General features: G+C 41.8%; 23 protein-coding genes. 10 read left to right on the top strand and 13 right to left on the bottom strand.

Features of this window, described 5'->3' with window-relative positions; translation table 11 throughout:
- Nucleotides 1–44 precede the first annotated feature (44 nt).
- Nucleotides 45–1,841 (bottom strand): elongation factor 4, encoded by a 1,797-nt coding sequence (lepA, locus tag H0U71_04520; GenBank protein ID MBA2654317.1) that lies wholly within the window; start codon nucleotides 1,839–1,841, stop codon nucleotides 45–47.
- 283 nt (nucleotides 1,842–2,124) lie between these two features.
- Nucleotides 2,125–2,727, bottom strand: a complete 603-nt coding sequence (locus tag H0U71_04515; GenBank protein MBA2654316.1) for a DNA-3-methyladenine glycosylase I — start codon at nucleotides 2,725–2,727, stop codon at nucleotides 2,125–2,127.
- 89 nt (nucleotides 2,728–2,816) lie between these two features.
- Here H0U71_04515 and pip point away from each other — a divergent pair, with 89 nt between their 5' ends.
- Genes pip through trmL form a run of 3 tightly spaced genes read left to right on the top strand, consistent with a single transcriptional unit; the run spans nucleotide 2,817 to nucleotide 5,229 of the window.
- A complete protein-coding gene (pip, locus tag H0U71_04510) occupies nucleotides 2,817–3,782 on the top strand; it encodes a prolyl aminopeptidase (GenBank protein MBA2654315.1) in 966 nt (321 codons plus the stop codon).
- 32 nt (nucleotides 3,783–3,814) lie between these two features.
- A complete protein-coding gene (locus H0U71_04505; protein ID MBA2654314.1) occupies nucleotides 3,815–4,702 on the top strand; it encodes a VacJ family lipoprotein in 888 nt (295 codons plus the stop codon).
- Between the two features lie 47 nt (nucleotides 4,703–4,749).
- Entirely contained in the window at nucleotides 4,750–5,229 is a 480-nt protein-coding gene (gene trmL / locus H0U71_04500) for a tRNA (uridine(34)/cytosine(34)/5-carboxymethylaminomethyluridine(34)-2'-O)-methyltransferase TrmL (protein ID MBA2654313.1), read from the top strand.
- On the opposite strand, the gene H0U71_04495 is transcribed toward trmL, so the two are convergent.
- The 4 genes from H0U71_04495 to H0U71_04480 form a co-directional block, all read right to left on the bottom strand.
- Nucleotides 5,207–6,205 carry an NAD(P)-dependent glycerol-3-phosphate dehydrogenase gene (locus H0U71_04495; GenBank protein MBA2654312.1) on the bottom strand — a complete coding sequence of 333 codons (999 nt, stop codon included), beginning with the start codon at nucleotides 6,203–6,205 and terminating at the stop codon, nucleotides 5,207–5,209. The genes trmL and H0U71_04495 overlap by 23 nt on opposite strands.
- A 2-nt stretch (nucleotides 6,206–6,207) precedes the next feature.
- Nucleotides 6,208–6,690, bottom strand: coding sequence for a protein-export chaperone SecB (gene secB, locus H0U71_04490; GenBank protein MBA2654311.1), 483 nt, complete (start codon nucleotides 6,688–6,690; stop codon nucleotides 6,208–6,210).
- Between the two features lie 158 nt (nucleotides 6,691–6,848).
- Nucleotides 6,849–7,103 carry a glutaredoxin 3 gene (gene grxC / locus H0U71_04485; GenBank protein MBA2654310.1) on the bottom strand — a complete coding sequence of 85 codons (255 nt, stop codon included), beginning with the start codon at nucleotides 7,101–7,103 and terminating at the stop codon, nucleotides 6,849–6,851.
- A 2-nt stretch (nucleotides 7,104–7,105) separates the two neighbouring features.
- Nucleotides 7,106–7,531, bottom strand: a complete 426-nt coding sequence (locus H0U71_04480; GenBank protein MBA2654309.1) for a rhodanese-like domain-containing protein — start codon at nucleotides 7,529–7,531, stop codon at nucleotides 7,106–7,108.
- Between the two features lie 137 nt (nucleotides 7,532–7,668).
- Between H0U71_04480 and H0U71_04475 the strand changes: the two genes are divergently transcribed.
- The 3 genes from H0U71_04475 (at nucleotide 7,669) to H0U71_04465 (ending at nucleotide 11,825) form a co-directional block, all read left to right on the top strand.
- Nucleotides 7,669–9,213: a 2,3-bisphosphoglycerate-independent phosphoglycerate mutase gene (locus tag H0U71_04475; GenBank protein MBA2654308.1), complete on the top strand. Its 1,545-nt coding sequence runs from the start codon at nucleotides 7,669–7,671 to the stop codon at nucleotides 9,211–9,213.
- An 87-nt stretch (nucleotides 9,214–9,300) separates the two neighbouring features.
- On the top strand, nucleotides 9,301–10,350 hold the full coding sequence (locus tag H0U71_04470; GenBank protein MBA2654307.1) for a peptidoglycan DD-metalloendopeptidase family protein: 1,050 nt from the start codon (nucleotides 9,301–9,303) through the stop codon (nucleotides 10,348–10,350).
- A gap of 146 nt (nucleotides 10,351–10,496) precedes the next feature.
- Nucleotides 10,497–11,825, top strand: coding sequence for a S41 family peptidase (locus H0U71_04465; GenBank protein MBA2654306.1), 1,329 nt, complete (start codon nucleotides 10,497–10,499; stop codon nucleotides 11,823–11,825).
- Between the two features lie 84 nt (nucleotides 11,826–11,909).
- Here H0U71_04465 and thyA read toward each other — a convergent pair whose 3' ends face one another.
- The 5 genes from thyA to H0U71_04440 form a co-directional block, all read right to left on the bottom strand.
- On the bottom strand, nucleotides 11,910–12,704 hold the full coding sequence (gene thyA / locus H0U71_04460) for a thymidylate synthase (GenBank protein MBA2654305.1): 795 nt from the start codon (nucleotides 12,702–12,704) through the stop codon (nucleotides 11,910–11,912).
- Nucleotides 12,701–13,024: a hypothetical protein gene (locus H0U71_04455; GenBank protein MBA2654304.1), complete on the bottom strand. Its 324-nt coding sequence runs from the start codon at nucleotides 13,022–13,024 to the stop codon at nucleotides 12,701–12,703. The genes thyA and H0U71_04455 overlap by 4 nt, the downstream gene beginning before the upstream one ends.
- Nucleotides 13,017–13,811, bottom strand: a complete 795-nt coding sequence (locus H0U71_04450; GenBank protein MBA2654303.1) for a prolipoprotein diacylglyceryl transferase — start codon at nucleotides 13,809–13,811, stop codon at nucleotides 13,017–13,019. Before H0U71_04450 ends, H0U71_04455 begins: the two co-directional genes overlap by 8 nt.
- Nucleotides 13,812–14,064: 253 nt before the next feature.
- Nucleotides 14,065–16,329 carry a phosphoenolpyruvate--protein phosphotransferase gene (gene ptsP, locus H0U71_04445; GenBank protein MBA2654302.1) on the bottom strand — a complete coding sequence of 755 codons (2,265 nt, stop codon included), beginning with the start codon at nucleotides 16,327–16,329 and terminating at the stop codon, nucleotides 14,065–14,067.
- Nucleotides 16,329–16,814 (bottom strand): RNA pyrophosphohydrolase, encoded by a 486-nt coding sequence (locus tag H0U71_04440; protein MBA2654301.1) that lies wholly within the window; start codon nucleotides 16,812–16,814, stop codon nucleotides 16,329–16,331. Before H0U71_04440 ends, ptsP begins: the two co-directional genes overlap by 1 nt.
- A gap of 106 nt (nucleotides 16,815–16,920) precedes the next feature.
- Between H0U71_04440 and H0U71_04435 the strand changes: the two genes are divergently transcribed.
- Nucleotides 16,921–17,898 (top strand): iron ABC transporter permease, encoded by a 978-nt coding sequence (locus H0U71_04435; protein ID MBA2654300.1) that lies wholly within the window; start codon nucleotides 16,921–16,923, stop codon nucleotides 17,896–17,898.
- Entirely contained in the window at nucleotides 17,891–18,652 is a 762-nt protein-coding gene (locus H0U71_04430; GenBank protein ID MBA2654299.1) for an ABC transporter ATP-binding protein, read from the top strand. The genes H0U71_04435 and H0U71_04430 overlap by 8 nt, the downstream gene beginning before the upstream one ends.
- Here H0U71_04430 and pdxT read toward each other — a convergent pair.
- Entirely contained in the window at nucleotides 18,580–19,194 is a 615-nt protein-coding gene (gene pdxT / locus H0U71_04425; protein MBA2654298.1) for a pyridoxal 5'-phosphate synthase glutaminase subunit PdxT, read from the bottom strand. The genes H0U71_04430 and pdxT overlap by 73 nt on opposite strands.
- Nucleotides 19,166–20,056, bottom strand: coding sequence for a pyridoxal 5'-phosphate synthase lyase subunit PdxS (pdxS, locus tag H0U71_04420; protein ID MBA2654297.1), 891 nt, complete (start codon nucleotides 20,054–20,056; stop codon nucleotides 19,166–19,168). The genes pdxT and pdxS overlap by 29 nt, the downstream gene beginning before the upstream one ends.
- Before the next feature lie 626 nt (nucleotides 20,057–20,682).
- Here pdxS and H0U71_04415 point away from each other — a divergent pair.
- Entirely contained in the window at nucleotides 20,683–23,490 is a 2,808-nt protein-coding gene (locus tag H0U71_04415) for a ribonucleoside-diphosphate reductase subunit alpha (protein ID MBA2654296.1), read from the top strand.
- 24 nt (nucleotides 23,491–23,514) lie between these two features.
- Nucleotides 23,515–24,636 (top strand): ribonucleotide-diphosphate reductase subunit beta, encoded by a 1,122-nt coding sequence (locus tag H0U71_04410; GenBank protein MBA2654295.1) that lies wholly within the window; start codon nucleotides 23,515–23,517, stop codon nucleotides 24,634–24,636.
- Nucleotides 24,637–24,692: the final 56 nt, after the last annotated feature.

Raw genomic sequence — 24,692 nt, 5'->3', positions numbered from 1 at the left:
CCCCGCCCTGTGATGTTCGCAGGGCGGAATTAAATAGTCACATTTTAACTGTCTTTGTCTACTTTTAGAATTGCTAAGAATGCTTCCTGGGGAATTTCAACTCTCCCTATCTGTTTCATTCTCTTTTTACCTGCTTTTTGTTTTTCCAAAAGTTTACGTTTACGAGAGATATCTCCACCGTAACATTTCGCTGTCACATTTTTGCGTAACGCCTTAACGCTTGAGCGAGCAATAATGTGGGCACCAATTGCCGCTTGTAGTGCAACTTCAAACATCTGACGTGGAATAATTTCACGCAATCGCTCAGTCAAATCTCTGCCTCGTTGAAAGGCTTTATCGCGATGCACAATAGAGGCGAGGGCATCTACTTTTAATCCATTAATAAGAATATCCAGCTGGACTAGATCTGACGCTCTAAAATGATTAAATGAATAATCCAGCGATGCATAACCACGGCTGACAGATTTCAATCGATCAAAGAAATCTAATACCACTTCGTTCATGGGGAGCTCATAAGTAAGTGTTACTTGATTTCCTAAATAAAGAATTTTCTTTTGGAAACCGCGCCTTTCAATACACAGCTTAATAACATTGCCCAAATACTGCTGGGGAACGAGGATATGCGCTTCGACGATGGGCTCGCGCATTTCAAGAATGTCATTCGGTGGTGGTAATGAAGCAGGATTATCAATATGTAACACTTCATTTTTTTTAGTTACTATTTCATAGACAACGGTGGGTGCCGTAGTAATGAGATCTAAATTATATTCTCGCTCCAATCGTTCTTGCACAATTTCCATATGCAACATACCTAAGAAGCCGCAACGAAAACCAAATCCAAGTGCTTCTGAGGCTTCAGGTTCATAAAAAAGTGCGGCATCGTTTAATCTTAATTTGGCAAGTGCCTCACGAAATGCCTCGTAATCATCTGAACTAATGGGGAATAATCCCGCAAACACTTGCGGCTTAATTTTTTGGAACCCCGGCAAGGGATCTTTAGAAGGATTATGTGCGAGGGTTAAGGTATCACCCACTGGCGCCCCGTTAATTTCTTTGATGCCAGCAACGACGTACCCTACCTCCCCCGCCTTTAATGTTTCTTGCTCATGACGTTTGGGAGTAAAAATACCGACTTGGTCAACAATATGTGCCTTGCCCGTTGACATGACGTGCATCTTATCGCCTTTTTTGAGCGTTCCTTGCATTACTCGTACCAATGAAATAACACCAAGATAACTATCAAACCATGAATCGATAATTAATGCTTGGAGTTGAGCATCTCGATCACCTTTAGGCGCTGGGATCTTTTCTACTAATTGTTGTAGCAGCTCTTTCACGTGAAATCCTGTCTTTGCAGAAATTCTCACGGCGTCCTTGGCTTCAATGCCAATAATTTCTTCAATTTCATTAATTACACGCTCTGGGTCAGATTGAGGTAGATCGATTTTGTTTAATACCGGCAATACTTCTAAACCTTGCTCAATTGCCATATAACAGACTGCAACCGTTTGGGCCTCTACCCCTTGCGCCGCATCCACCACCAAGAGGGCGCCTTCGCAAGCCGCGAGGGAACGTGAAACCTCATAAGCAAAATCGACATGGCCAGGGGTATCGATGAAATTGAGCTGATAAACTTGTCCATCTTGAGCGGTAAAATGTAAGGTAACACTTTGCGCTTTGATAGTGATACCACGCTCTCGCTCAATATCCATACTATCAAGCACTTGAGCACTCATCTCACGCTCTGTTAACCCGCCACAAATTTGGATGAAGCGGTCTGCTACCGTAGATTTACCATGATCGATATGCGCTATAATCGAAAAGTTTCTTATGTTATTCATGCTGTTGACGCCAATGACTTTGTTCCATCTTTGCAGTAGGAATTAATTAATATAACTGGCTAAATTAACAGATATAGTAAATCTTTTAAATGAAATATCGCTTTAAAGCTCTTATACGTTGTGTCGCGCCTCTTCGTTCACAAAACTCCCAAAGATAATGCTATGACTCTTTAAAATGAAATATCGCTTCAAGCTCTTCAATAGACGTAGCCTGGATGCAGCAAAGCGAAATCCAGGTTGTTGGAGAGTTCTTCCGCTAGAGTTCTTTCCTTAGTAAAGAGTATCAACGACCCGGATTTCGCTTTGCTGCATCCAGGCTACTTTTAGTGCGTAATTGTTTGTAGCGAAAACAGGTCATTAAATGATCGTTGACTAAGCCTACTGCCTGCATATATGCATAACAAATAGTGGATCCAACAAACGAAAACCCTCTTTTTTTCAGGTCTTTGGATAATGCGTCAGAAATTTCGGTCGTAGTAGGAATATCTTTAAAATTCTTCCAAGCGTTGTGTTGTGGCTTTTCGTTCACAAAACTCCAAAGATAATGTTTGAATCCAGAAAATTCTTTTTGAGTATTAAGGAATGCCACAGCGTTTTGTCTAACGGCAAAAACTTTGAGTCGATTGCGAATAATCCCTGGATTTTGCAATATTTGATTTAATTTATTATCGTCATATTTTGCAATTTTCTTGGGGTCAAACTTATCAAATGTGTTGTAGAAGTTCTCTCTTCTGCGAAGAATAGTGATCCAACTCAATCCGGCTTGCATTCCTTCCAGAATAAGCATTTCAAACAATTTTCCATCGTCATAGACAGGAACACCCCAATCTTCATCATGGTATTTAATGTAGAGGGGATCTTCAGCACACCAATTACAACGTTTCATAAATACATCCTTTACCATGTTGAATTCACCAAATATGGATTATAATGACCCATTATTTTTTTAGAGCGTGACAGGAGTTTATCGTAAATATGCTGACTTTATATCCCCCTATTAAGCCTTACCATCAATTTACCTTACCTGTTGACCCCCCTCATGAATTATATGTTGAAGAATGCGGTAATCCTGACGGCATTCCTATTCTCTTCGTTCATGGTGGTCCGGGGAGCGGTTGCACTGAAGACCAGCGTCGCTTTTTTGATCCCAATATTTATCGAGTGATACTGTTTGATCAACGCGGATGTGGCCGTTCTACGCCGCACAAAGAACTTAAAGGAAACAACACTCACGCTTTAGTACAAGATATGGAGCGAATCCGACAACAACTCAAAATAGATAAATGGGTTCTTTTTGGAGGATCCTGGGGGTCCACATTGAGCCTGGTGTATGCACAAAGCTTTCCAGAAAAAGTGCTTGGAATGGTCTTGCGAGGCATCTTCTTAAATCGTAACACGGATGTACAGTGGCTTTTTGAGGGTCATGGCGCAAATAAAATTTTCCCCGACTATTGGGAAGAGTTTTTGAGCATTGTGCCTGATAACCTCAGAAACAATCCTCTTTTGGCGTACTATGAAATGCTAACGGGCACTGACGAAGTAACACGAATGTCTGCAGCAAAAACATGGTCGAGCTGGGAAGGCCACTGCGCCACACTAGAGCCGAACAAGCAAGTACTTGAACTCATGAAAAATCCGCATCATGCTTTAAGCTTTGCCCTAATAGAATGCCATTATTTTTTAAATAATTGTTTCTTAGAGCCCAATCAAATTATGCGCAACATGCACCACATCTCTGAAATACCTGGGATTATTGTTCACGGACGTTATGATATTGTGTGCACGCTAGATAACGCTTGGGAACTACATGGAATGTGGCCAAATTCAGAATTAAATATTATCCGTGACGCAGGTCACTCTGCTTGTGAGGCGGGCATTATCGATGCCTTAGTTCGAGCAACAAAAAGTCTTCCCTCCCGTTTGCAGCTTACAACAAGCTAAAAACGACTGTACAATTAGGAAATAATATAATTATGAAAAAGATAAAACTTTTCACCCGCTTTCTTTTAATTACGATCTGCCTATCGGTAGTCGGCTGCGCCTGTGTAGATCCACTAGAACCTGTTAATCGTCAAATATTTGCCTTCAACATGGTGATTGATAAAGTGATTTTGCGGCCAGTAGCAACTGTCTACGATAAAGTGATGCCTCCCTTTGTCGCCTGCCGAATCGGCAATTTCTTCGATAATATTGACGATATAACGAATATTGCTAACAACACCTTACAATTTAAACTTTTAGATGCATGGTCAGATTGCTGGCGATTTGCTTTCAATACTACTTTTGGTGTCTTTGGATTATTTGATGTGGCAACTTGTGCGGGGCTCCCCAAACATCATCAAGATTTTGGTTTAACATTAGCGAGATATGGCTTTGTTAATTCCACTTATCTGATGGTGCCATTTTTTGGCCCCTCCACGATTCGTGACACTATAGGGTGGTCGGTTGACTGGCATTACTTATCACTCTGGCCTTATATAGAGCCTCCTTCACTTCGTTATGGATTGTATGGACTACGTATTGTTCACAAACGTGCAGCCTTGCTTCCTGCCGATAGACTTATTGATGAAGCGCTAGACCCTTATCTTTTTGTGCGCGATGCCTATCTTCAAAAACGGGATTGCGACATCAGAGCCATTTGCCCAGGAGGAGATTCAGCAGAGCCCGGGAATGCTGACAAATCCTCCGATGGGGACGATACCTTTGTTGGGGAAGAAGGGGGCGCAGCTCAAACAAAACAAGATGACGGTGATACCTTTGTCGGGGAAAGTGACGAGCCAGCTTCCACCGATGCTCAACGAAAACCACCAACAAAAACGTCCCCTGCTGCGATCAGCGGTGACCCCTTTGTTGAGCCTTAAATGCCCCGCCCTTCTCCCAAAGGAGAAGGGCTTTACCGAAGGTAACTATGTTCCATATCGTCTTATTTGAACCAGAGATTCCTCCTAACACTGGCAATATTATTCGTTTATGTGCCAATACGGGCGCTGTATTACATTTAATTGAACCTCTTGGGTTTACATTAAATGATGCAAAATTAAAAAGAGCGGGGCTGGATTATCGGGAATGGGCAGATATTAAAATTCATTCCACCTTCGAAGATTTCAGACATGAAACAAAACCAATGAATATTTATGCCTGCTCAACTAAGGGAAGTAAATTTTATTCAGAGGTTTTTTATCAACGTGGGGATGCATTAATATTTGGACCAGAATCTCGCGGATTGCCTTCCGTTGTTCTTAAGGAGTTTGACGATCAAAGTATTATTAAAATCCCGATGCAAACTCAAAGTCGTAGCTTAAATCTTTCTAATGCGGTCAGCATAATACTGTATGAAGCGTGGCGGCAGCTTCAGTTTGAGGGTGCTACTGAATTCCTTCCCTTTTAGGCTCTCTAGCAAATAACTTTTCGACGCTTTCAAAGGGTGTCACTTCCCCTTTAAGAACGTTACAAACTTGTTCGATGATAGGCATTTCGATATTATATTCTTTTGCTAATGCTAATACTTTAAATGCATTTAGCTTACCTTCCACGACCTGACCAATCGTTTTTTCTGCGCAAGCGATGTCCGCCCCCTGACCAATAGCAACACCGAAACGGCGGTTTCGGGATTGATCATCTGTGCAAGTAAGTACTAAGTCACCTACACCCGCTAGCCCCATAAAGGTGGATTGTTGTCCGCCCATTGCTAAGCCAAGACGCGTCATTTCTATAAGACCACGGGTGATAAGTGCGGAACGCGCATTCGCGCCATAGCCTAACCCATCGGAAATTCCGGTCGCCACTGCCAAACAGTTTTTTACCGCACCGCAAACCTGAACGCCTATTAGATCCATTTGGGAATAAACTCTAAAATGGCGACCATGCAACCGTTGAATAAGCGAGCGGGAAAAATCATCATTGTTACTGGTTAGCGTAATTGCAGTTGGTAACCCCGCAGCCACTTCTTTCGCAAAAGAGGGCCCCGCAATAACGGCTATCGAAAGAGTATCTTGATATATGTCAAAAGCCACTTGATGCAACAATTGATTTTTCTCTGAATCTAGCCCTTTAGACGCCCACGCCAATCTTATACCTGTGGGCCGAAGTTGATGCAAATCACTCACAACCGAACGAAATGCACCACTTGGTACCACAATTAAAAAATCTTGTATGCCAACGGTCGCGGCTTCCAAATCGGTGAAGGCTTCAATTGAATCATCTAAAACAAAATTAGGCAGGTATCGTTTATTGATGCGTGATGACTGAATATCTTTAATTGAGTCATCACGACCCCATAATCGAACATGTTGACCATTACGTGCCAACAAAATAGCGAGCGCGGTTCCCCAGGAACCCGCTCCTAATATAGCAATGGGTGACATTATTAACCGTTGCTCTCTGCTGCTTCCTGTTGTTCCCGAGCCAACCGTTGTTGATAAATGGCATCAAAATTAATAGGAGCCAAATAAAGTTGTGGGAAACCACCACGGGTAACGAGGTCTGTAATAGATTCTCTCGCGTAAGGGAAAATAATGCTGGGGCAAAAGCTGCCTAATAAATGTTGCACTTGTTCATCAGGGAAATGACGAATTGTGAAAATACCCGCTTGTTGTACTTCAACCAAAAATGCCATTTTGTCGTTTACTTTTACTGTGCTGGTGACCGATAGCACAACCTCGTAAATACCTTCTTCTAAACGATTTGACTTACTTTGAAGATCAATTTCAACTTTTGGATTCCAGTCTTCTTTAAAAATTTGAGGAGAATTTGGCGCTTCATAGGATAAATCTTTAACATAGATTCTTTGAATGCCAAAATCCATTTGCGGTTGATCTTCATTAGTTGCTTCGTTTTTTGCTTCGCTCATGATGTTTCCTTCTATATGTTAAATTTGTAGTAACTATTCAGCCACTGAAGCGAACGTCCATTTAGCGCAAAACTGAACGTTCGAGCAAAATTTAAAATTTAGTGCTGAATAATTACAATTTGTATCCGCTATATGTTTGTGCAGTCTAGATCGGTTTATTAATTATTTAATAATCTATCCAGCTCGCCCTTCTGCTCTAAAGCCCACATATCATCAAACCCGCCGATATGTTTATCATCAATAAAAATTTGTGGTACCGTGCGTCGACCACTGCGCTCTATCATTTCGTCTCTCTTACTTTCGTCTTGATCAACACGAATTTCTTGATAGCTAATTTTTTTCTGATCTAGCAACATTTTTGCTCTAACGCAATATGAGCAAGCTGCCGAACTATACACTTCAACTTTTGCCATGACTAATCCTTGGTAAGAGGTAGACCTGCATCTTTCCAGGCATTAATTCCGCCGGAAAGAAAATAAATTTTCTCAAAACCATTATTTTTCAATTTAATGCCTTCTTGTGGACCGGTTTGTCCATTGCCACACACAATCACTACAGGCTTATCTTTATGTTTTTTGAGCTTTTCAATATTTGCATCCATTTGAGTATGGGGAATATTGATGGAACCGAGTATATGACCTTTAGCAAAGGCATTGTGATCTCGCACATCGATAACGGTCGCATCTTCTCGATTTATTAGTTGGGTTAAATCGTGTGGCTGCACCCGGGGGATACCCTGGACTCTACCTCGGATTTCTTCAAAAATAATGATAAGAATTAAGAGAACAAATACGGACCAGAGGATCCAATGATTTAAGACAAATTCTAAAAACTGTTTCACGATGATTCTTCTTTTGTTTAGGCTGAAAAGTTTTTAGTATACACATTTGCCGTCATTTTAGAAAAATAATTTACGACTCTTAAAAATAACAATAAGCGTGCTTTAGGAGTGCGACCTTTACCTCTTTGGATTGACAGATGAGACCAAAACCCATTGTTTTAATTATTTTAGATGGCTGGGGATACCGTGAAGACCCACAATATAACGCTATCTATGCAGCCAATACTCCGAATTGGGATAGTTATTGGTCGCGTTACCCACACACACTAATATCGGGGTCAGGTTCAGATGTAGGTTTGCCTGCGGGACAAATGGGCAATTCTGAAGTGGGGCACTTGCATATGGGCGCTGGACGTCTTGTCCCTCAAGATTTAATGCGTGTTGATCTAGCAATTGAAAATGGGCAGTTTTTTGAGAATGAAGTTATAGTAAAGGCGCTGTCAAGATTAAAAAAATCTCAGGCTAAACTGCACATCCTCGGTTTATTATCTCCCGGCGGAGTTCATAGTCATGAACGACATTTGCTGGCAATGGTGCAACTGGCAGCCGAGCACAAGTTACCACACGTCTATGTTCACGGAATATTGGATGGGCGCGATACCCCGCCTCGATCTGCGTTGAGCTCAATCGCAAAACTTGAAAAACAATTTAAAGAACTTAACACAGGTCACTTTGCCTCTATTATCGGACGGTATTATGCAATGGATAGAGATCAACGGTGGGATCGCGTAGAAAAGGCTTATAATCTCTATACATTGGGCGAAGCACCCTTCCAAGCAGTTTCGGCGGCAGAGGCGCTCGAACTCGCTTATGAAAGAAATGAAAGTGATGAATTTGTAAAAGGCACTTCTATTCACGCAGACGGCACACCGCCAATCACCTTTGATAAGGATGATGTCGTTATTTTCATGAACTTCAGAGCGGATCGCGCCAGACAATTAACAAGAGCATTAACCAGCCCCAGCTTTTCCTCTTTCGAACGTAAAAAAATACCCGCATTAGGTGGACTGGTAACATTAACACGCTATGCGAGTGATATAGAAGTTGCAGTAGCGTTTCCCCCGATACACGTTACCAATTCCTTTGGCGAGTACATAGCTCAAAAAGGATTGTCACAACTCCGGATTGCTGAGACAGAAAAATATGCCCACGTAACTTTCTTTTTTAATGGCGGCAGGGAAGCTCCATTTATCGGCGAGGATAGAATCTTAGTGCCCTCGCCTAAAGTGGCTACCTATGATTTGAAACCTGAAATGAGCGCTAGAGAACTCACAGCACAATTAGTAGCAGACATTAAACTGCAATCGCATGATGTTATCATCTGTAATTTCGCAAATCCGGATATGGTGGGGCACTCAGGGGACATGACAGCAACGATCAAAGCAGTAGAAGTTATAGACGAGTGCTTAGGTAAAATTGTGGCGGCTTTGGAAGAAGTAGGCGGTGAGGTCATCATTACCTCCGATCATGGTAATGCGGAGTTAATGTACGATGTTACTACCACTCAATTGCATACCGCCCATACTGAAAACCTCGTGCCTTTTTTATATATCGGAAGAGAGGCAGAGGTCATCCGACCTGAAGGCAGCCTAATTGATATAGCGCCAACCTTACTTTACTTACTCAATTTGCCACAACCCAGTGAGATGCATGGCAACATATTGTTACAGCTCAAAAACTAGTTAGTGAGATATCTAATGGCCCAGGCTATACGAATTTGTTTAATAATTTTTTTGGTCCTCATTTCGAGCAACAGCCATGCTCATAACATGAGCAAAAAACTTACTGAGGTGCTAGATCAAATTAAAAATATGCAAAGTTTATTGCATCGAAATCAATCTGAGCAAGCAGGCCTTGAAAAAGAACTACAGAAAACTGAAATGGCTATTAGTCATGTCTCCTTGCAACTACACAACACTGCTTCAGATTTACAGAAAAAGACCTCTGCCATAAATCAATTAAACCTACAGCAACAAATTCTGGATAGTCGAATTAAAAAACAACAACAGCTGCTGTTATTGCAAATTCGTTCCATGTACGTATTGGGCTTAAATAAAAATAAATTACAATTGATACTGCAAGAAGACGATCCCGAGAAGATCAATCGTTTGCTCACCTATAACCGATATTTATACCTTCAAAATGAAACTACGATGAGGGCATTGCGAACGAATTTGCTAGCATTAAAGGTTAACCACGAAGAATTAACCACGCATGTCCAACATCTTGCTGATCTCAAAAAAAATCAATTACTCACCCAGCACGATTTAGACTCTCACCGCCATAAACAGCAGTCGGTTTTAAAAAATCTGTCTCTCCAAGTGAAATCACATACCGACCAATTAAATGAGTTGCTTAAAAATAAAAAAAATCTGGAAAATGTCGTAGAACGATTACAAAAAAAAGAAAGCTACTCTTCAGATTATCTTACTCATCATTCCGGTCGATTTGCTTGGCCTACCTCGGGAAAAATTTTAGAGAAATTTGGCAGCTATATTCAAAATAGTGAATTGAAGCAAAATGGTGTTTTAATCAGTGCTCCAGAAGGACAAAAGGTTTATTCCGTGGCTCCCGGACGGATTATTTTTGCAAACTGGATGCCAGGATATGGCCTATTACTTATTATTGATCATGGCAGAGGGTACATGACTTTATACGGTAATAATGGTGTCTTATATAAGAAGACGGGAGACATTGTCGAAAAACGCGAACTTATTGCAACCGTTGGACATACCGGCGGGCAAGCTAAATCAGCGCTTTACTTCGCGCTGCGTCTAAAGGGTAAACCCATTGATCCTTGTTCCTGGTGCTTGTCTTGAGGCCCCCAAGGGCCATGAATACGAAGAAGCTATTTTCTAATTTATCTTATGAAGTTAGAATGATACATTTGCTTTCTTGAAATGCGTACTCGGACCGAGGAGAGGAACTAGTGAGATCGAATAAACGGGGCACAATAACCATATTTATGAGTTTAGTGGTAGGTGCCTGCATTGGTATTTGCAGCTATGTAATGGCTGAAAATTCCTCTGCCACAAATGGCAGCAAATCCATCAGTGTTCCTTTAAAAGACATCCAACGTTTTTCAACCGTCATAATGCAAATAAAGCGCTATTATATTGAATCTATCAATGATGATACTCTATTTGAAAATGCCATGAAGGGCATGGTTTCCAGTCTTGACCCACATTCCTCTTATTTAGATGAGGAGGATTTAAAAGACTTACAAACGGCTACCACTGGAAAATTCGGTGGCATAGGCGTGGAGATTATTCCAGAAAGCGGCTATATAAAAGTCATTAGTCCCTTAGACGATACCCCTGCTTACAAGGCTGGCATCAAAGCGGGCGATTTAATCATTCGTATTGATAATAAACTTATTAAAGAAATGACGATGCGCGAAGCGATCAATCTGATTCGCGGTAAACGGGGAAGTCATGTTGCTTTAACGATTCTTCGTAAAGGGGAGAAAAAACCTCTGAAGATTCTTGTTAAAAGAGATGTGATTAAAGTCCAAACGATCAAAAGCAAATTGTTAGCAAATGGATATGGATATATCCGAATAGCATTCTTCCAAACTGCCGCAAAGCAAGACCTGGAAAATGCAGTTAAAAATCTAGAAAAACAATCAGGCGGCCAGCTCAAAGGCTTAGTCCTTGATCTGCGCAATAATCCTGGTGGCTTACTGGATGCAGCTATTGACGTTACAGACGTCTTTCTCGATTTAGATACAAAGAAATATGATGGACTCATCGTCTACACTAAGGGCCGTATCCCACGTGCAGATATACGAGCAAAGGCGACACCAGGCGATATTATTCATAATGTTCCAATGATTGTTTTAATTAATGAAGGATCCGCCTCTGCCTCTGAAATTGTTGCGGGAGCCTTACAAGATTATAAACGTGCGATTATTATGGGTACACGTAGTTTCGGAAAAGGCTCGGTGCAAACTGTTTTCCCTATCGATAATACTACAGCGCTCAAACTCACAACCGCATTGTATTATACGCCCTCTGGACGTTCTATTCAGGCAATGGGAATTGTCCCCGATGTATTGATAGGCAATTTGACAGTCAATAAAACTGACAGCGACGATATTTTAATTGATCCGATCAATGAAAGTGATTTAAGCGGCCATTTAAAAAATGGTAATGGCAAATCCTTCGCTGAAAATCTGGAAGAAAAAACTAAATCAGAGCTATCGCTCGCCCAAAATGACTTCCAGCTTTACCAAGCATTAATGTTGCTCGAAGGCATAAACGCTGGGCGCAGTACCACGGGCGGCGGCAAATAGCTACAGCTCGTAGCTTAGCAGAAAGAAATCCAAATAAGCTCTCCCGACCAGCGGGAGAGCATAGATAAGACTGACTATATAGGCTTAAACAGCGACTGGAGCTTTAATAGCTGGATGGAATTGGTAATCAGCAAACTCAAAATCTTCAAAATGGTACTCAAATAAAGACGCTGGCTTTTTTTTAATCATAAGGGTAGGTAAAGCGTAAGGCGTTCTTGAAAGTTGAGTTTCAACCTGTTCTAAGTGATTTAAATAAATATGGCAATCGCCTCCGGACCAAATAAAATCCCCTACCTCTAAATTACATTGCTGTGCAAGCATATGGGTCAATAGCGCATATGAAGCAATATTAAAGGGGACGCCTAAAAAGGCATCGGCTGAACGTTGGGTTAATTGGCAAGAAAGTTTATTGTTTGCCACATAAAATTGGAACAGCAGGTGACAAGGTGGTAATGCCATCTTGGGTAATTCCGCCACATTCCAACTGCTAATAATTAAACGTCTTGAATCAGGATTTAATTTTAATTGATTAATAAGCTCAGCCATTTGATCAATGACCTGCCCATCCGCACCCCTCCAAGAGCGCCATTGTTTGCCATATACCGGCCCTAAATTGCCATGCTCATCGGCCCATTCATTCCAGATAGTGACATTGTTTTCATTGAGATACTTGATATTTGTATCTCCATTTAAAAACCAAAGTAGTTCATAAATGATACTTTTGAGATGTATTTTTTTTGTGGTTAACAAGGGGAAACCCTGGGTTAAATCAAAACGCATTTGATAACCAAAAATGCTTAAGGTACCGGTTCCTGTTCTGTCCTCTTTTCTAACACCGTGATCTAGAATGTGTTGTAAAAAGTTCAAATACTGTTTCACACGTGATGTCCTTGTTTAATCATTACCATTGTCATCATCACTAGCCAAATACACCAGACCACCGTCATATATTCATATAACCAACGACGCCTAAAAATCCAATAAATAAAAACAGGGATCAGCGCTAAGAGCAGGGGCCCTATTAAAATAACCAAAATCTCGCGAATAGCGTGATCTGGAACTAAAGGTTGCAACGCGTGCATCAGGAAGGAATAGGTGGTTGAAAAAAGATGCAGCACATAAAAACCCATCATCTGCCAAAATACCATTAACAGGGTAAGAATGATCAGGAGGATCAATGATAAAAGGGATCTAGACATAATTTATTTCTCTTTTTCTTTTATAAGCTAAATACACCATACCGCCGCCCAAGAAAATTAAGGGTAGGGATAAGAGTTGCCCCATAGTGAACCAATTCCAGGCAAGATAACCATATTGTGCGTCAGGAACGCGATAAAATTCTAAAATAAATCGAAATATGCCATATCCCAGACCAAAAAGACCCGATACTGCCATACGTGGTCGAGGTTTCATTGAAAAAATCCAAACCATGGCAAATAAAACCAACCCTTCCAAAAACAGCTCATAAAGTTGCGAGGGATGACGCGGCAACTTATCTACATTGGGAATAACCATCCCCCATGGTGCGGAAGTAGCCTTACCCCAAAGTTCTCCATTGATAAAATTGCCTAATCTCCCCGCGGCAATACCTAAGGGAACAAGTGGCGCCACAAAATCTGAAACTTCAAAGAAAGTTTTATTATTGCGTTTGGCAAAAAGCCACATACTTATCACCACGCCTATTAGTCCACCATGAAAAGACATGCCTCCCTGCCAGACCTTAATGACAGAAATAGGATCTGTGATCAAACTGGATAAGGAGTAGAAAAGCATATAGCCAATTCTGCCTCCTAATACGACTCCAACTACACAGTAGAATATCAAGTCGCCTACTTTTTCTTTAGACCAACCGGGGAGGGTTCTGGCCCGCCATTGTCCGAGCAACCAGGCGCTTCCAAAAGCCAACAGATACATGACCCCGTACCAATGAATTTGTAGAGGGCCGATTTGTAGTAAGACAGGATCAATTTGTGGGTACGTCAACATATCTAATTTCCAAATGAATGGGGCATTATATCAAGTAATGTATTTTGATCCCATACCCATTTAATGCAGATATAAACGTATATTGTTCGCTCATTGTGAATTGCTATTTCTATCTCATAACCAAGAACAAGCCAACAACCTGGATTTCGCTTTGCTGCATCCAGGCTACGGTCTAAAGAATTACGCACTAAAGGTAGCCTGGATGCAGCGAAGCGAAATCCGGGTCGTTGATCTATCTTACTGGGTGAAGCGTTTACTTGCCCGCGCGAATTAGTCCGCCTAAACCAGCCTCTTCAATAGCAAGTTCGAGATGACAACGGATTTCGATAGGGTCATCCATTGCCAGCACTTCATCCAGTAACTTAATGGCGCGTGCCATTGTAAATTTACGAATCACCCACTTCATACGGGGGAGGCGTGCTGCACTCATACTGAGCGTATCGAATCCCATGGCGAGCAATAAAATAACTGTCACAGGGTCGCCCGCCATTTCGCCGCAAATACTGACTTGTTTGCCCTCTTGATGGCCGCCCTCAACAACCTGGATTAACGCTTTAAGCACTGCAGGATGGAGTGCATCATAGAGATTAGCCACCCGCACATTATTCCGATCTACTGCTAATAAATACTGGATCAAATCATTGCTTCCCACTGACAGAAAATCGACGCGTTTGGCTAATTCACGTGCTTGATATACTGCGGATGGAACCTCTACCATCACCCCCATTGAAGGCATTCTTATTTGCTCACCTTCCTCGATAAGTTCTGAATATGCTTGGGCAATAAGTCTTTGAGCCTCTTCAACTTCAGCAATACTGCTTACCATAGGAAGCATAATATGCAAATTTTCTAACCCTTGACTCGCGCGCAGCATTGCTCGAATTTGTACTAGGAAAATTTCGGGATGGTCTAGGGTGACACGAATACCTCGCCACCCTAGAAATGGATTGCTTTCCTGCACTGGAAAATAAGGCAGTTCTTTGTCGCCCCCTATGTCTAAGGTCCGCATGAGAACGGGTCTAGGAGCAAACGCTTGCAGTAGCTGCCGATAGATAATACGTTGTTCATCTTCACTTGGAAAACGGTCTCGGACCATAAAGGGTACTTCAGTACGGTATAAACCCACGCCCTCAGCGCCTACCCCCAACGCACGACTGACATCTGAGATAAGCCCTGTATTAATAAACATTGAAAGGCTATATCCATCTAACGTTTCTGCATGTAAATCACGCAAAGCTTCCAATTCATTATCGAGTTCCTTTTCCTCGCGTGATAAACGTGTAAATTCTTCGCGAATAGATGAAGAGGGAGAACAATAGACCTGCCCATAATAACCATCAATAATTAATTCTTTAGTTTCTAATTTTGCCACCGGCAGATTACTAACACCCATCACCGTTGGAATACCCATTGCGCGAGCTAAAATGGCGACATGTGAATTATTCGACCCTTTAGAGGACACCAACCCAACCAGTTGGTCTTCGGGAATTCCCGCCAAAGCAGACGGAGTGACTTCCTCCCCCACCAAAATTGTTTGCTTGGGATAATTAAATTGCGCTTGCGGATCCCCCGACTGTAGGTGACAAAGTATCCGTTGTCCTAAATCTCGAAAGTCCGCGCCCCGTTCTTTTAAATAAGCGTCGTCCATTGCATCGAACTGCACCACATATTGTTTAATTGCTCTCTTTAGAGCCGCCTGCGCCCACGTTCCTTGTTGTATTTCAGCGATAACTTTGTCGATAAAACTGGGACTATCCAAAATTCTCAAATATGCATCGAAAATGCCTTGCTCTTCCTTGGGTAAATTCACGGTGAGAGATTGTGCGAGGGAACGAATATCTTCCGTCGTGATAGCAACGGCTTCCCTGAATAACTTTATCTCTTCATCAATGTCTGCAATTTTCCGATCCGGAACGGCATCTAAGTCCGCCAGAGGATAAACAATCACCGCAGTACCAATTGCAACACCCGGCGCACCCGGTAAACCACTAAATGTTTTAGACTCTATATCTCTATCGTTAAGTTCCCAGAGAATACCCACTGCTTGGGCGTGGGCTATTGCGGAAGCCAGCTGTACCGATAAGGTAACCAAAAAAGCTTCTTCAGATTCATCAAAACGTCTGGGCTCTCTTTGCTGAATAAAAAGAACCCCTAGCAATTGTCGATGATGAATAATAGGAACGCCTAAAAAAGCGTGATAATGCTCTTCGCCAATATCAGGATAATATCGAAAGCGAGGATGCGTAGGCGCATCGTCAAGATTAATAGGCTCTTCTCTTTCACCTACTAATCCAATGAGTCCTTCCCCAAATTTTAAGCGGGCCTTATTAATACAATCTTTATTGAGGCCTTCAGTGGCCATCAAAACATACTCGCCCCGCTCCTCATCTACTAAAAAAATACTACAGGCTTCAGAAGAAATCGCATCTTTTATGCGTTTAGTGGCGATGTCTAACGCCTCTCTTAGATTCTGAGCTGAATTAACTTCTTGTACAATTCGCCGCAGTATTTTCAGCATTACTCTAGCTTCTTAAATAATAAGGATTCAAACTCCTTGAGCGCCGCTTTATAGACGAGTCTTTTAAAGGCGATGACATGATCCACTGGATGCCAATAATCTACCCAGTTCCAACGATCAAATTCCGGGGAATCGGTTAAGGTAAAACAAATATGCTCTTCTTTGCCGATAAATCTCAACAAAAACCACTTCTGTTTTTGACCAATGCATAAAGGTTTTGAATGATATCGCCGGTAATTTTTGGGTAGATGGTAATAAAGCCAACGGTCACTCATGGCAAGAATTTTCACATCAGCGGGATTAAGGCCTAACTCTTCTTTAAGTTCACGATACATTGCTTCTTCCAGGGTTTCATTCTCAGAAATACCCCCTTGAGGAAATTGCCAGGCATTAGGTTGCCCAATACGACGGGCCCAAAAAAGCTGATCTTCCTGGTTCGCAAGTATAATTCCTACATTGAATCGGTAACCTTTTTCATCAATCATTGCTCTTACTTTTCTCCATACCCACCTCGATAACATTGTTCCACAAAGCTAGCAAATGTAAAAGTATCTGTTAGACTTTCGGCCAACGATAATAGGCTGTACGTTCGTGGTTATCCGCACTAATGTTTTTAAATTTTTTTGTCTCATAAGCTTAAGCTTTCTAAGTCTACTAATTTCTATTTTTTTAGGGGACACCCCTATTACATTTCATGATTTAATAGCGACTGCGGGTGGCCATGGGACGTCTCTACAGCACTTTATTTTATTCGATCTTCGCCTTCCCCATGCATTAAATGCATTTGTTATTGGCTGCTTATTAGCTTTTTCCGGTTATTTAATGCAAGTAATGCTTTCTAATCCACTTGCTGATCCCTACACCCTTGGCAGCTCAGGGGGCGCCGCGGTTTTTACGTTACTAGGATTGATAGCAGGATTAGAGGGAATCTGGCTCGTCGGCTGCAGTTTTGCCGGAAGCATAATAGCCATTGGCATACTTTTATTAGCCTCGGGGAATTGGATTTCCCAAATGAACGGGCGCATGCCCCTAGTTGGTATGGTGTTGGCCGCTGGGTGGGGAGCATTACTCAGCTTATTACTTATCCTCTCCCCTACCAATCAAACACGTCCTATTTTGTTTTGGCTATTTGGAGATGTGGATAGCCAATCTTTTCCCCTATTTTCTATAATCAGCCTGGGCATCGCCGTCATCGCAAGTATCGTACTTCAAAAAGAAATTAATGTCTTGAATCACGGGGCTTTGATGGCTAAAACACTCGGTGTAGAAGTAAAAAAATTACACATTAAGTTGATCGTGATAAGCTCCCTACTTACCGCTGCAGCAGTGAGTATGGGCGGGACTATTGGCTTTATAGGTTTAATAGTCCCTCATATGACACGCAAACTTATTAATAGCCATCATTATTTATTCCCACTTTGCAACCTCCTGCTCGGCGGCTGCCTGCTACTCGCTGCAGATATTATTTCGCGTATTGCTATTGCTCCAGAACAGCTACCCATTGGATTATTTACTACCCTTCTTGGCATCCCACTCTTCATCTACCTTTCTCGGAAAGGTAATGACTAAAATGCTAGATGTGAAAAACGTAATGGTTATGCGCGCAAAGAAAACACTTTGTAGCCATTTCTCTCTCTCACTTCAGCGCGGCGATTTTGTAGGTCTACTCGGCGCAAATGGCAGCGGAAAAACTTCTTTGTTACATACGTTGGCAGGATTAATGGAACCTCAAGAAGGGGAGATTATTATTGAAAATACACCCTTGGCTGACATCTCACGTAAACAACTGGCTAGAAGAATGGGGCTGTTACTTCAAGAAGAAAATTATGCACTGCCCATTCACGTTTTCGATTCTATTAAGTGTGGAGGTTACGCTCATAAAGCGTCCATCCATGATCATTCTCATATCACAGAAATAATGACGTTATTAAATCTTCACGAATACAGGGCACGCACTCTTTTACAATTATCGGGCGGTGAACAACGTCGGGTCAGCATTGCCCGTATTTTATTCCAGAGACCTAGCATCTACTTATTAGATGAACCTGCCAATCATCTTGACCCCTACTATCAACAACTGGTAATGCGAAAATTTCAGCAACTTTGTCACGGAGGTGCAGCAGTGATTATGAGTGGGCACAACTTAAGTTATATGAAACGGTTTTGTAATCGTTTTATTTTATTTTTGAACGACGGCTCCCTCAGAGTCTGCGCTACAGATGACTTAAATGAGGAATTAATTGACGGTGTTTATGATGGGGGATATTCAGCGACGCTTTTTCGACACAGCTCAACAAACAATTCATGCACCGAAACATCTTGAGTTAATTCCGGGTGAAAAGTAGTCATCATATAACGATCTTGGGTAACCCCCACGGGCTGCCCTTCATAGTAGGCAAAAGCGGTCGCTTTTTTTCCTAAACGCACAATACGCGGCGCCCGGATAAAGACCATTTCCATCGGTTTATCGAAACAAATACCCTCTGAAATGCGGCTGGCAATTTGCCTACCAAACGCATTACGCTCTACCGTGGCGTCAATTAAATGCAGGGATTGCTGAGAAGGATTGACAACTTCATCCGCCAACAAAATAGCGCCTGCACAAGTCCCATACAAACAACGTCCTGCAAGTGCAAATTCTTTAATGGCTTCAATAAAACCCTCTTCCAGTAAAAACTTAAGCATGGCAGTACTTTCACCGCCCGGCAAAATCAGTCCCTGAATTCCGCTGAGATGTTTTGGATGTGTCACAAAAACTGAAGCCACATTTAGACGCTCCAAAACGTCTGCATGCGCTTCAAAATCACCTTGAACTGACAGAATACCGACGCGCAATTTATTCACCGCGAGTTTGTAAAAGCTCATCTTGTGAAAGCTGGCGAATATCAAGCCCTGGCATCGCCTCTCCTAATTCTTTAGAAACTTCCAAAAGAATTTCGGGGTCATTGTAATGTGTAGTTGCTTTAACAATCGCTTTGGCTCTTTTTTCTGGATCTGCAGATTTAAAAATGCCGGATCCTACAAATACCGCTTCTGCGCCTAACTGTCTAGCTAAGGCAGCATCGGCAGGAGTAGCGATACCCCCTGCGGAAAAATTGGGTACTGGCAACTTACCATTTTTGGCTACCCATCTGACTAATTCCAGGGGCGCGCCTAATTTCTTAGATTCTTGTACGAGTTGTTCATTCCCTAAGACGGTAAGTTGTTTCATCTCAGTAATAATGGTGCGTAAATGTCGAACTGCTTCAACAATATTTCCCGAACCTGCTTCTCCCTTCGTCCGAATCATCGCTGCACCTTCCGCAATTCGACGCAATGCTTCACCTAAATTTCTGCAACCACAGACGAATGGCACTTTAAACTCATGTTTATCAATATGATACTCATCATCCGCAGGCGTAAGGACTTCGCTTTCATCAATAAAATCGACTTCTAAGGCTTGTAAGATTTGGGCTTCAACAAAATGGCCAATTCTTACCTTAGCCATGACGGGAATGGTCACGACCTTCATAATATCTGCAATAATTTGTGAAGAAGCCATTCGGGCAACGCCACCAAATTTGCGGATATCAGAAGGAACCCGTTCCAATGCCATCACAGCACAAGCCCCTGCTTGTTCGGCAATAATGGCTTGCTGGGGATTAGTAACGTCCATAATGACGCCTCCCTTCATCATCTCGGCCAATCCTACTTTTAATTTCCATTGGTCATTATCGAGAAAGCGCATGGCGAACACTCCAATCAGTAAAACTAGGGGAAAATTTGTTTGAGTTTACTCTACGAATATTCGAAGTACCAGGATTTAATGCTTCTTTTTGCCCTTATTAGCCCGACAGTTTGAATGAGCATACCGTGAATATAGCTCCTTAATTCCTGCTAAGCGCAAGGAACAACCAGATGAGATTTATCAAGGATTCACCTCAGATAAACTCGTGTTGATGGTGTTATAAGAAAACAATCCCGTAGCCTGGATGTAGCGAAGCGAAATCCGGGTCGTTAATTCTTGCGTTCTTAAAAATCCCCGGATTCCGCTTCGCTACATCCAGGCTACCTGGGTTTCCTGATCTCCAGCTTTGAGTTGGATTTTTTTTATGAAAAGAGCAGAGATAATACGCGTTTATTAGAAAAAGAATTTAGGGGCATTTATAATCCTCAATTCCCACATCTTATCCACATCTTTTGCAGAGGATATCCTATTGCAATTTGGTAAATTACACCGTATCGTGTGTTCCTAGTTCAGGAAACCACAACATATTGGGTTTTACCTTTTTATATTTTTCTGCTGAATAGAAATATCCACAGAACTAACGAACAATTTCATTGCTGCGCAACAAATTACGGTCGGAGGAGTTAATGGCAGAACAATTAGATATGACAACCGAAATCTCGGGAGAGCTTTTAAGTCATACCCCAGGACATTTACGCGTCATAAGACGCAATGGCTCAGTCGTCGATTACGATGACACCAAAATTGCAATTGCTCTTACTAAAGCTTTCATCGCTGTTGAAGGCAGCCAAGCGGCTGCTTCAGATCGCGTACGAGAATTAGTCCACTCTATGGTCATCAATATTACTGAAGATTTCAAAAGACGCGCGGCAAGCAGCGGCTATATTATTCATATTGAAGCCATTCAAGATAAAGCAGAGCTCGCGTTAATGCGCGCCAGTGAACATCAAGTTGCTCGCGAATACGTTCTATATCGTGAAAAACAACGCATGAAGAGAGAGCAAGAACTTACTCCTCATGATCCAAATATGCCTCATATCACTTTGTCAGATGGTGCAAAAATCCCACTGGATTTAAAACGCCTTGGCCAAGTGGTTGAAGAAGCTTGCTCTTCATTAGAAGAAGTATCCCCCGAGGACATTATCAAAGAAACGCTACGCAATTTATTTGATGGCGCTTCTATGGAAGATGTGAATAAAGCATTAATAATGAGCGCTAGAGTACTCATAGAAAAAGAACCTAACTATACGTTTGTTGCCGCAAGATTACTCCTTAATGACTTACGCGGTGAAGCCCTATCCTTTCTTAATCTTGCAAATGAAGCCACTCAGGCTGAACTTTCTTCGCTTTATCCCGAAGCATTGAAACGATATATAGAACGCGGAATTGCCTTAGAAATGCTCGACCCCGTCCTAACGACATCTTTTGATTTAGAGGAGTTGGGACAAGCCTTGGTGAGCAGCCGTGATTTAAAATTCACTTATTTAGGTTTGCAAACCCTTTATGATCGCTATTTTATTCATTACCAAGGGGTTCGCTATGAACTTCCCCAGGTTTTTTTCATGCGAGTGGCGATGGGGTTAGCATTAGGTGAATCGCAAGATCGTACCCGTCATGCTATTGCTTTCTATAATCTTCTTTCTACCTTTGATTATATGAGCTCTACTCCCACATTATTTAATGCCGCCACACGCCGACCTCAATTATCAAGTTGCTTTTTAACCTCAATCCCCGATGACCTTGAAGGCATTTATAATGCATTGAGAGATAATGCGTTGCTCTCGAAATTTGCCGGCGGATTAGGCAATTCCTGGACCAAAGTTCGCGCCATGGGTGCCCATATTAAGGGAACAAATGGCAAATCTCTCGGTCCGGTTCCTTTCATGAAAGTAGCTGATTCTACCGCTATTGCAGTCAACCAAGGCGGTAAGCGCAAGGGTGCCGTTTGCGCCTATTTCGAAGTGTGGCATATGGATATTTTCGAACTGTTAGAGTTACGCAAAAATACCGGAGATGACAGAAGACGTACTCATGATATGAACACGGCTGTCTGGGTACCTGACCTACTCATGAAAAGAAAAGCTGAAAATCAAAATTGGACTCTTTTCTCTCCCAATGAAGTACCCGGCTTAGACGAAAAATTTGGCGCTGACTTTGAAAAAGCGTACATCATGTATGAAGAAAAAGCTCAACGCGGCGAGATTAGTAGCAGAACTATTCCGGCTGTTTCTCTCTGGCGCAAAATGTTGAGCATGTTGTTTGAAACAGGTCATCCTTGGATTACCTTCAAAGATACCTGCAATTTACGTTCCCCACAACAACATGCGGGCGTCATTCATAGCTCTAATCTATGCACGGAGATAACCTTAAATACTTCTCAAGACGAAATTGCAGTATGCAACTTAGGCAGCATCAACCTTATCAATCATATGACGGAAAATGGACTAGATCACACCAAACTACAGGCGACCATTAAAACAGCTATACGCATGTTAGATAATGTGATTGATATTAATTTCTATCCCGTTCCGCAAGCCCGTAAGTCTAACTTTCGCCACCGACCTATTGGCCTTGGCATTATGGGTTTCCAAGATGCGCTTTATAAATTACGCATTCCTTATTCATCAGAAGAAGCCGTTGCTTTTGCTGATCAAAGTATGGAAGTGATAAGTTATTATGCAATTCTTGCCTCTTCTGAATTAGCGGAGGAGCGAGGTTGTTATCAAAGCTATGAAGGCTCTTTATGGAGTAAGGGAATTCTTCCTATCGACTCTATTGGATTACTACATCAATCCAGAGGCGAGTATTTATTACAAGATCGCTCCATGAAACTAGATTGGGACAGTTTGCGAAAACGTGTAGCCACTGTTGGCATGCGAAATTCAAATGTAATGGCTATTGCGCCCACCGCAACAATTTCTAATATTTGCGGGGTTTCACAATCCATTGAACCTACCTATCAAAATTTATATGTGAAATCTAATCTCTCCGGAGAATTCACAGTGGTGAATCCTTATCTTGTAGTCGACCTTAAGAAAGCAAGCTTATGGGATGAGGTGATGATTAATGATCTTAAATATTATGATGGTAGTTTGCAAAAAATTAACCGTATCCCAAGCGAACTTAAGAAGCTGTATGCAAATGCTTTTGAAGTTGATCCGAAATGGTTAGTGGAAGCAGGCTCAAGACGCCAAAAATGGATTGATCAATCGCAATCACTTAATTTATACATGGCAGAACCCTCTGGTAAAAAATTGGATGTTCTTTACACTTCTGCTTGGTTATTAGGATTAAAAACAACTTACTATTTACGTAGCCTGGGGGCGACAAATGCAGAAAAATCCACCATTGCAGATGGTGCTTTAAATGCTGTAGATATATCCACCCCCAAGAGCTGTTCAATTGATGATCCAGATTGTGAGGCGTGTCAATAAAGACACCCTCTAGAGGAGAAGATTATGAGTACACAATTACAATGGGATGCGCCAGAAACGAAAGACTTATCAGCAGGATTGAGCGGAATCATTGGTCTTGAAAATTTAGAAATGGGCGCTGCGCGTATTGAAGTTGATGAAAAAAGAATAATTAATTGTCGCGCCGATTTGAACCAACTCGTGCCTTTTAAATACACCTGGGCTTGGGATAAATATTTAGCGGGTTGCGCTAATCATTGGATGCCCAATGAAATTAATATGTCACCTGACGTAGCGTTATGGAAAAGTTTAGATGGTCTCACTGAAGATGAAAGACTCATTATTAAACGTAATCTAGGCTTTTTTTCCACTGCAGATTCATTGGTGGCAAACAACTTGGTTCTAGCTGTTTATCGGCATATTACTAATCCAGAATGTCGTCAATATTTATTACGCCAAGCGTTTGAAGAAGCATTACATACGCACGCCTACCAATATATTATTGAAAGCTTAGGCCTAGATGAGGCAGAAGTGTTTAATATGTATAGAGAAGTGCCCTCTGTTGCCACTAAGGCAGCATGGGCCCTACCGTATACTCAAAGTATATGCGATCCCAACTTTCATACTGGCACCCCTGAAAATGATCAACGCCTACTACGCGATTTAATTGCTTTTTATGTGATTTTTGAAGGTATCTTTTTCTATGTGGGCTTTACCCAGATTTTATCTATGGGCAGACGCAATAAAATGGTAGGAACCTCTGAGCAATTCCAATATATTTTGCGTGATGAATCTATGCACATGAACTTTGGTATTGATGTTATCAATCAAATTAAAATTGAAAATCCTCATACTTGGACCGAATCCTTCAAAGAAGAAATCATCCACATGATTCGTACCGGGGTTGATTTAGAGTACCAATATGCAATAGATACCATGCCTCGCGGTATCCTTGGAATGAATGCCTCTATGTTTAAGGAATATTTGCAATATATTGCCAATCGTCGCTGCGTCCAGATAGGCCTAGCTGAACAATATCCTGGCGCAGAAAATCCATTTCCCTGGATGAGCGAAATGATGGACCTCAAAAAAGAAAAAAACTTCTTCGAAACCCGTGTCATTGAGTATCAAGCAGGTGGCACATTGAAATGGGATGACGAAGAATAAACCGAATTAACCCTAGCGGGTTAACGTTAGCTTTCCTAATGTACTCCCAGATACAC

The organism is Gammaproteobacteria bacterium, assembly GCA_013697705.1.
GTDB lineage: Bacteria > Pseudomonadota > Gammaproteobacteria > UBA6002 > UBA6002 > UBA6002.
Note: the sequence above shows the minus strand (reverse complement) of the source record. Positions and strands in the feature narration are given on the sequence as shown.

Bases quoted from the DNA above. Each gene is read 5' to 3' on its own strand.
- lepA (MBA2654317.1), bottom strand. From the start codon at position 1,841: ATGAATAACATAAGAAACTTTTCGATTATAGCGCATATCGATCATGGT.
- H0U71_04515 (MBA2654316.1), bottom strand. From the start codon at position 2,727: ATGAAACGTTGTAATTGGTGTGCTGAAGATCCCCTCTACATTAAATAC.
- pip (MBA2654315.1), top strand. From the start codon at position 2,817: ATGCTGACTTTATATCCCCCTATTAAGCCTTACCATCAATTTACCTTA.
- H0U71_04505 (MBA2654314.1), top strand. From the start codon at position 3,815: ATGAAAAAGATAAAACTTTTCACCCGCTTTCTTTTAATTACGATCTGC.
- trmL (MBA2654313.1), top strand. From the start codon at position 4,750: ATGTTCCATATCGTCTTATTTGAACCAGAGATTCCTCCTAACACTGGC.
- H0U71_04495 (MBA2654312.1), bottom strand. From the start codon at position 6,205: ATGTCACCCATTGCTATATTAGGAGCGGGTTCCTGGGGAACCGCGCTC.
- secB (MBA2654311.1), bottom strand. From the start codon at position 6,690: ATGAGCGAAGCAAAAAACGAAGCAACTAATGAAGATCAACCGCAAATG.
- grxC (MBA2654310.1), bottom strand. From the start codon at position 7,103: ATGGCAAAAGTTGAAGTGTATAGTTCGGCAGCTTGCTCATATTGCGTT.
- H0U71_04475 (MBA2654308.1), top strand. From the start codon at position 7,669: ATGAGACCAAAACCCATTGTTTTAATTATTTTAGATGGCTGGGGATAC.
- H0U71_04470 (MBA2654307.1), top strand. From the start codon at position 9,301: ATGAGCAAAAAACTTACTGAGGTGCTAGATCAAATTAAAAATATGCAA.
- H0U71_04465 (MBA2654306.1), top strand. From the start codon at position 10,497: ATGAGTTTAGTGGTAGGTGCCTGCATTGGTATTTGCAGCTATGTAATG.
- H0U71_04455 (MBA2654304.1), bottom strand. From the start codon at position 13,024: ATGTCTAGATCCCTTTTATCATTGATCCTCCTGATCATTCTTACCCTG.
- H0U71_04450 (MBA2654303.1), bottom strand. From the start codon at position 13,811: ATGTTGACGTACCCACAAATTGATCCTGTCTTACTACAAATCGGCCCT.
- ptsP (MBA2654302.1), bottom strand. From the start codon at position 16,329: ATGCTGAAAATACTGCGGCGAATTGTACAAGAAGTTAATTCAGCTCAG.
- H0U71_04440 (MBA2654301.1), bottom strand. From the start codon at position 16,814: ATGATTGATGAAAAAGGTTACCGATTCAATGTAGGAATTATACTTGCG.
- H0U71_04430 (MBA2654299.1), top strand. From the start codon at position 17,891: ATGACTAAAATGCTAGATGTGAAAAACGTAATGGTTATGCGCGCAAAG.
- pdxT (MBA2654298.1), bottom strand. From the start codon at position 19,194: ATGAGCTTTTACAAACTCGCGGTGAATAAATTGCGCGTCGGTATTCTG.
- pdxS (MBA2654297.1), bottom strand. From the start codon at position 20,056: ATGCGCTTTCTCGATAATGACCAATGGAAATTAAAAGTAGGATTGGCC.
- H0U71_04415 (MBA2654296.1), top strand. From the start codon at position 20,683: ATGGCAGAACAATTAGATATGACAACCGAAATCTCGGGAGAGCTTTTA.
- H0U71_04410 (MBA2654295.1), top strand. From the start codon at position 23,515: ATGAGTACACAATTACAATGGGATGCGCCAGAAACGAAAGACTTATCA.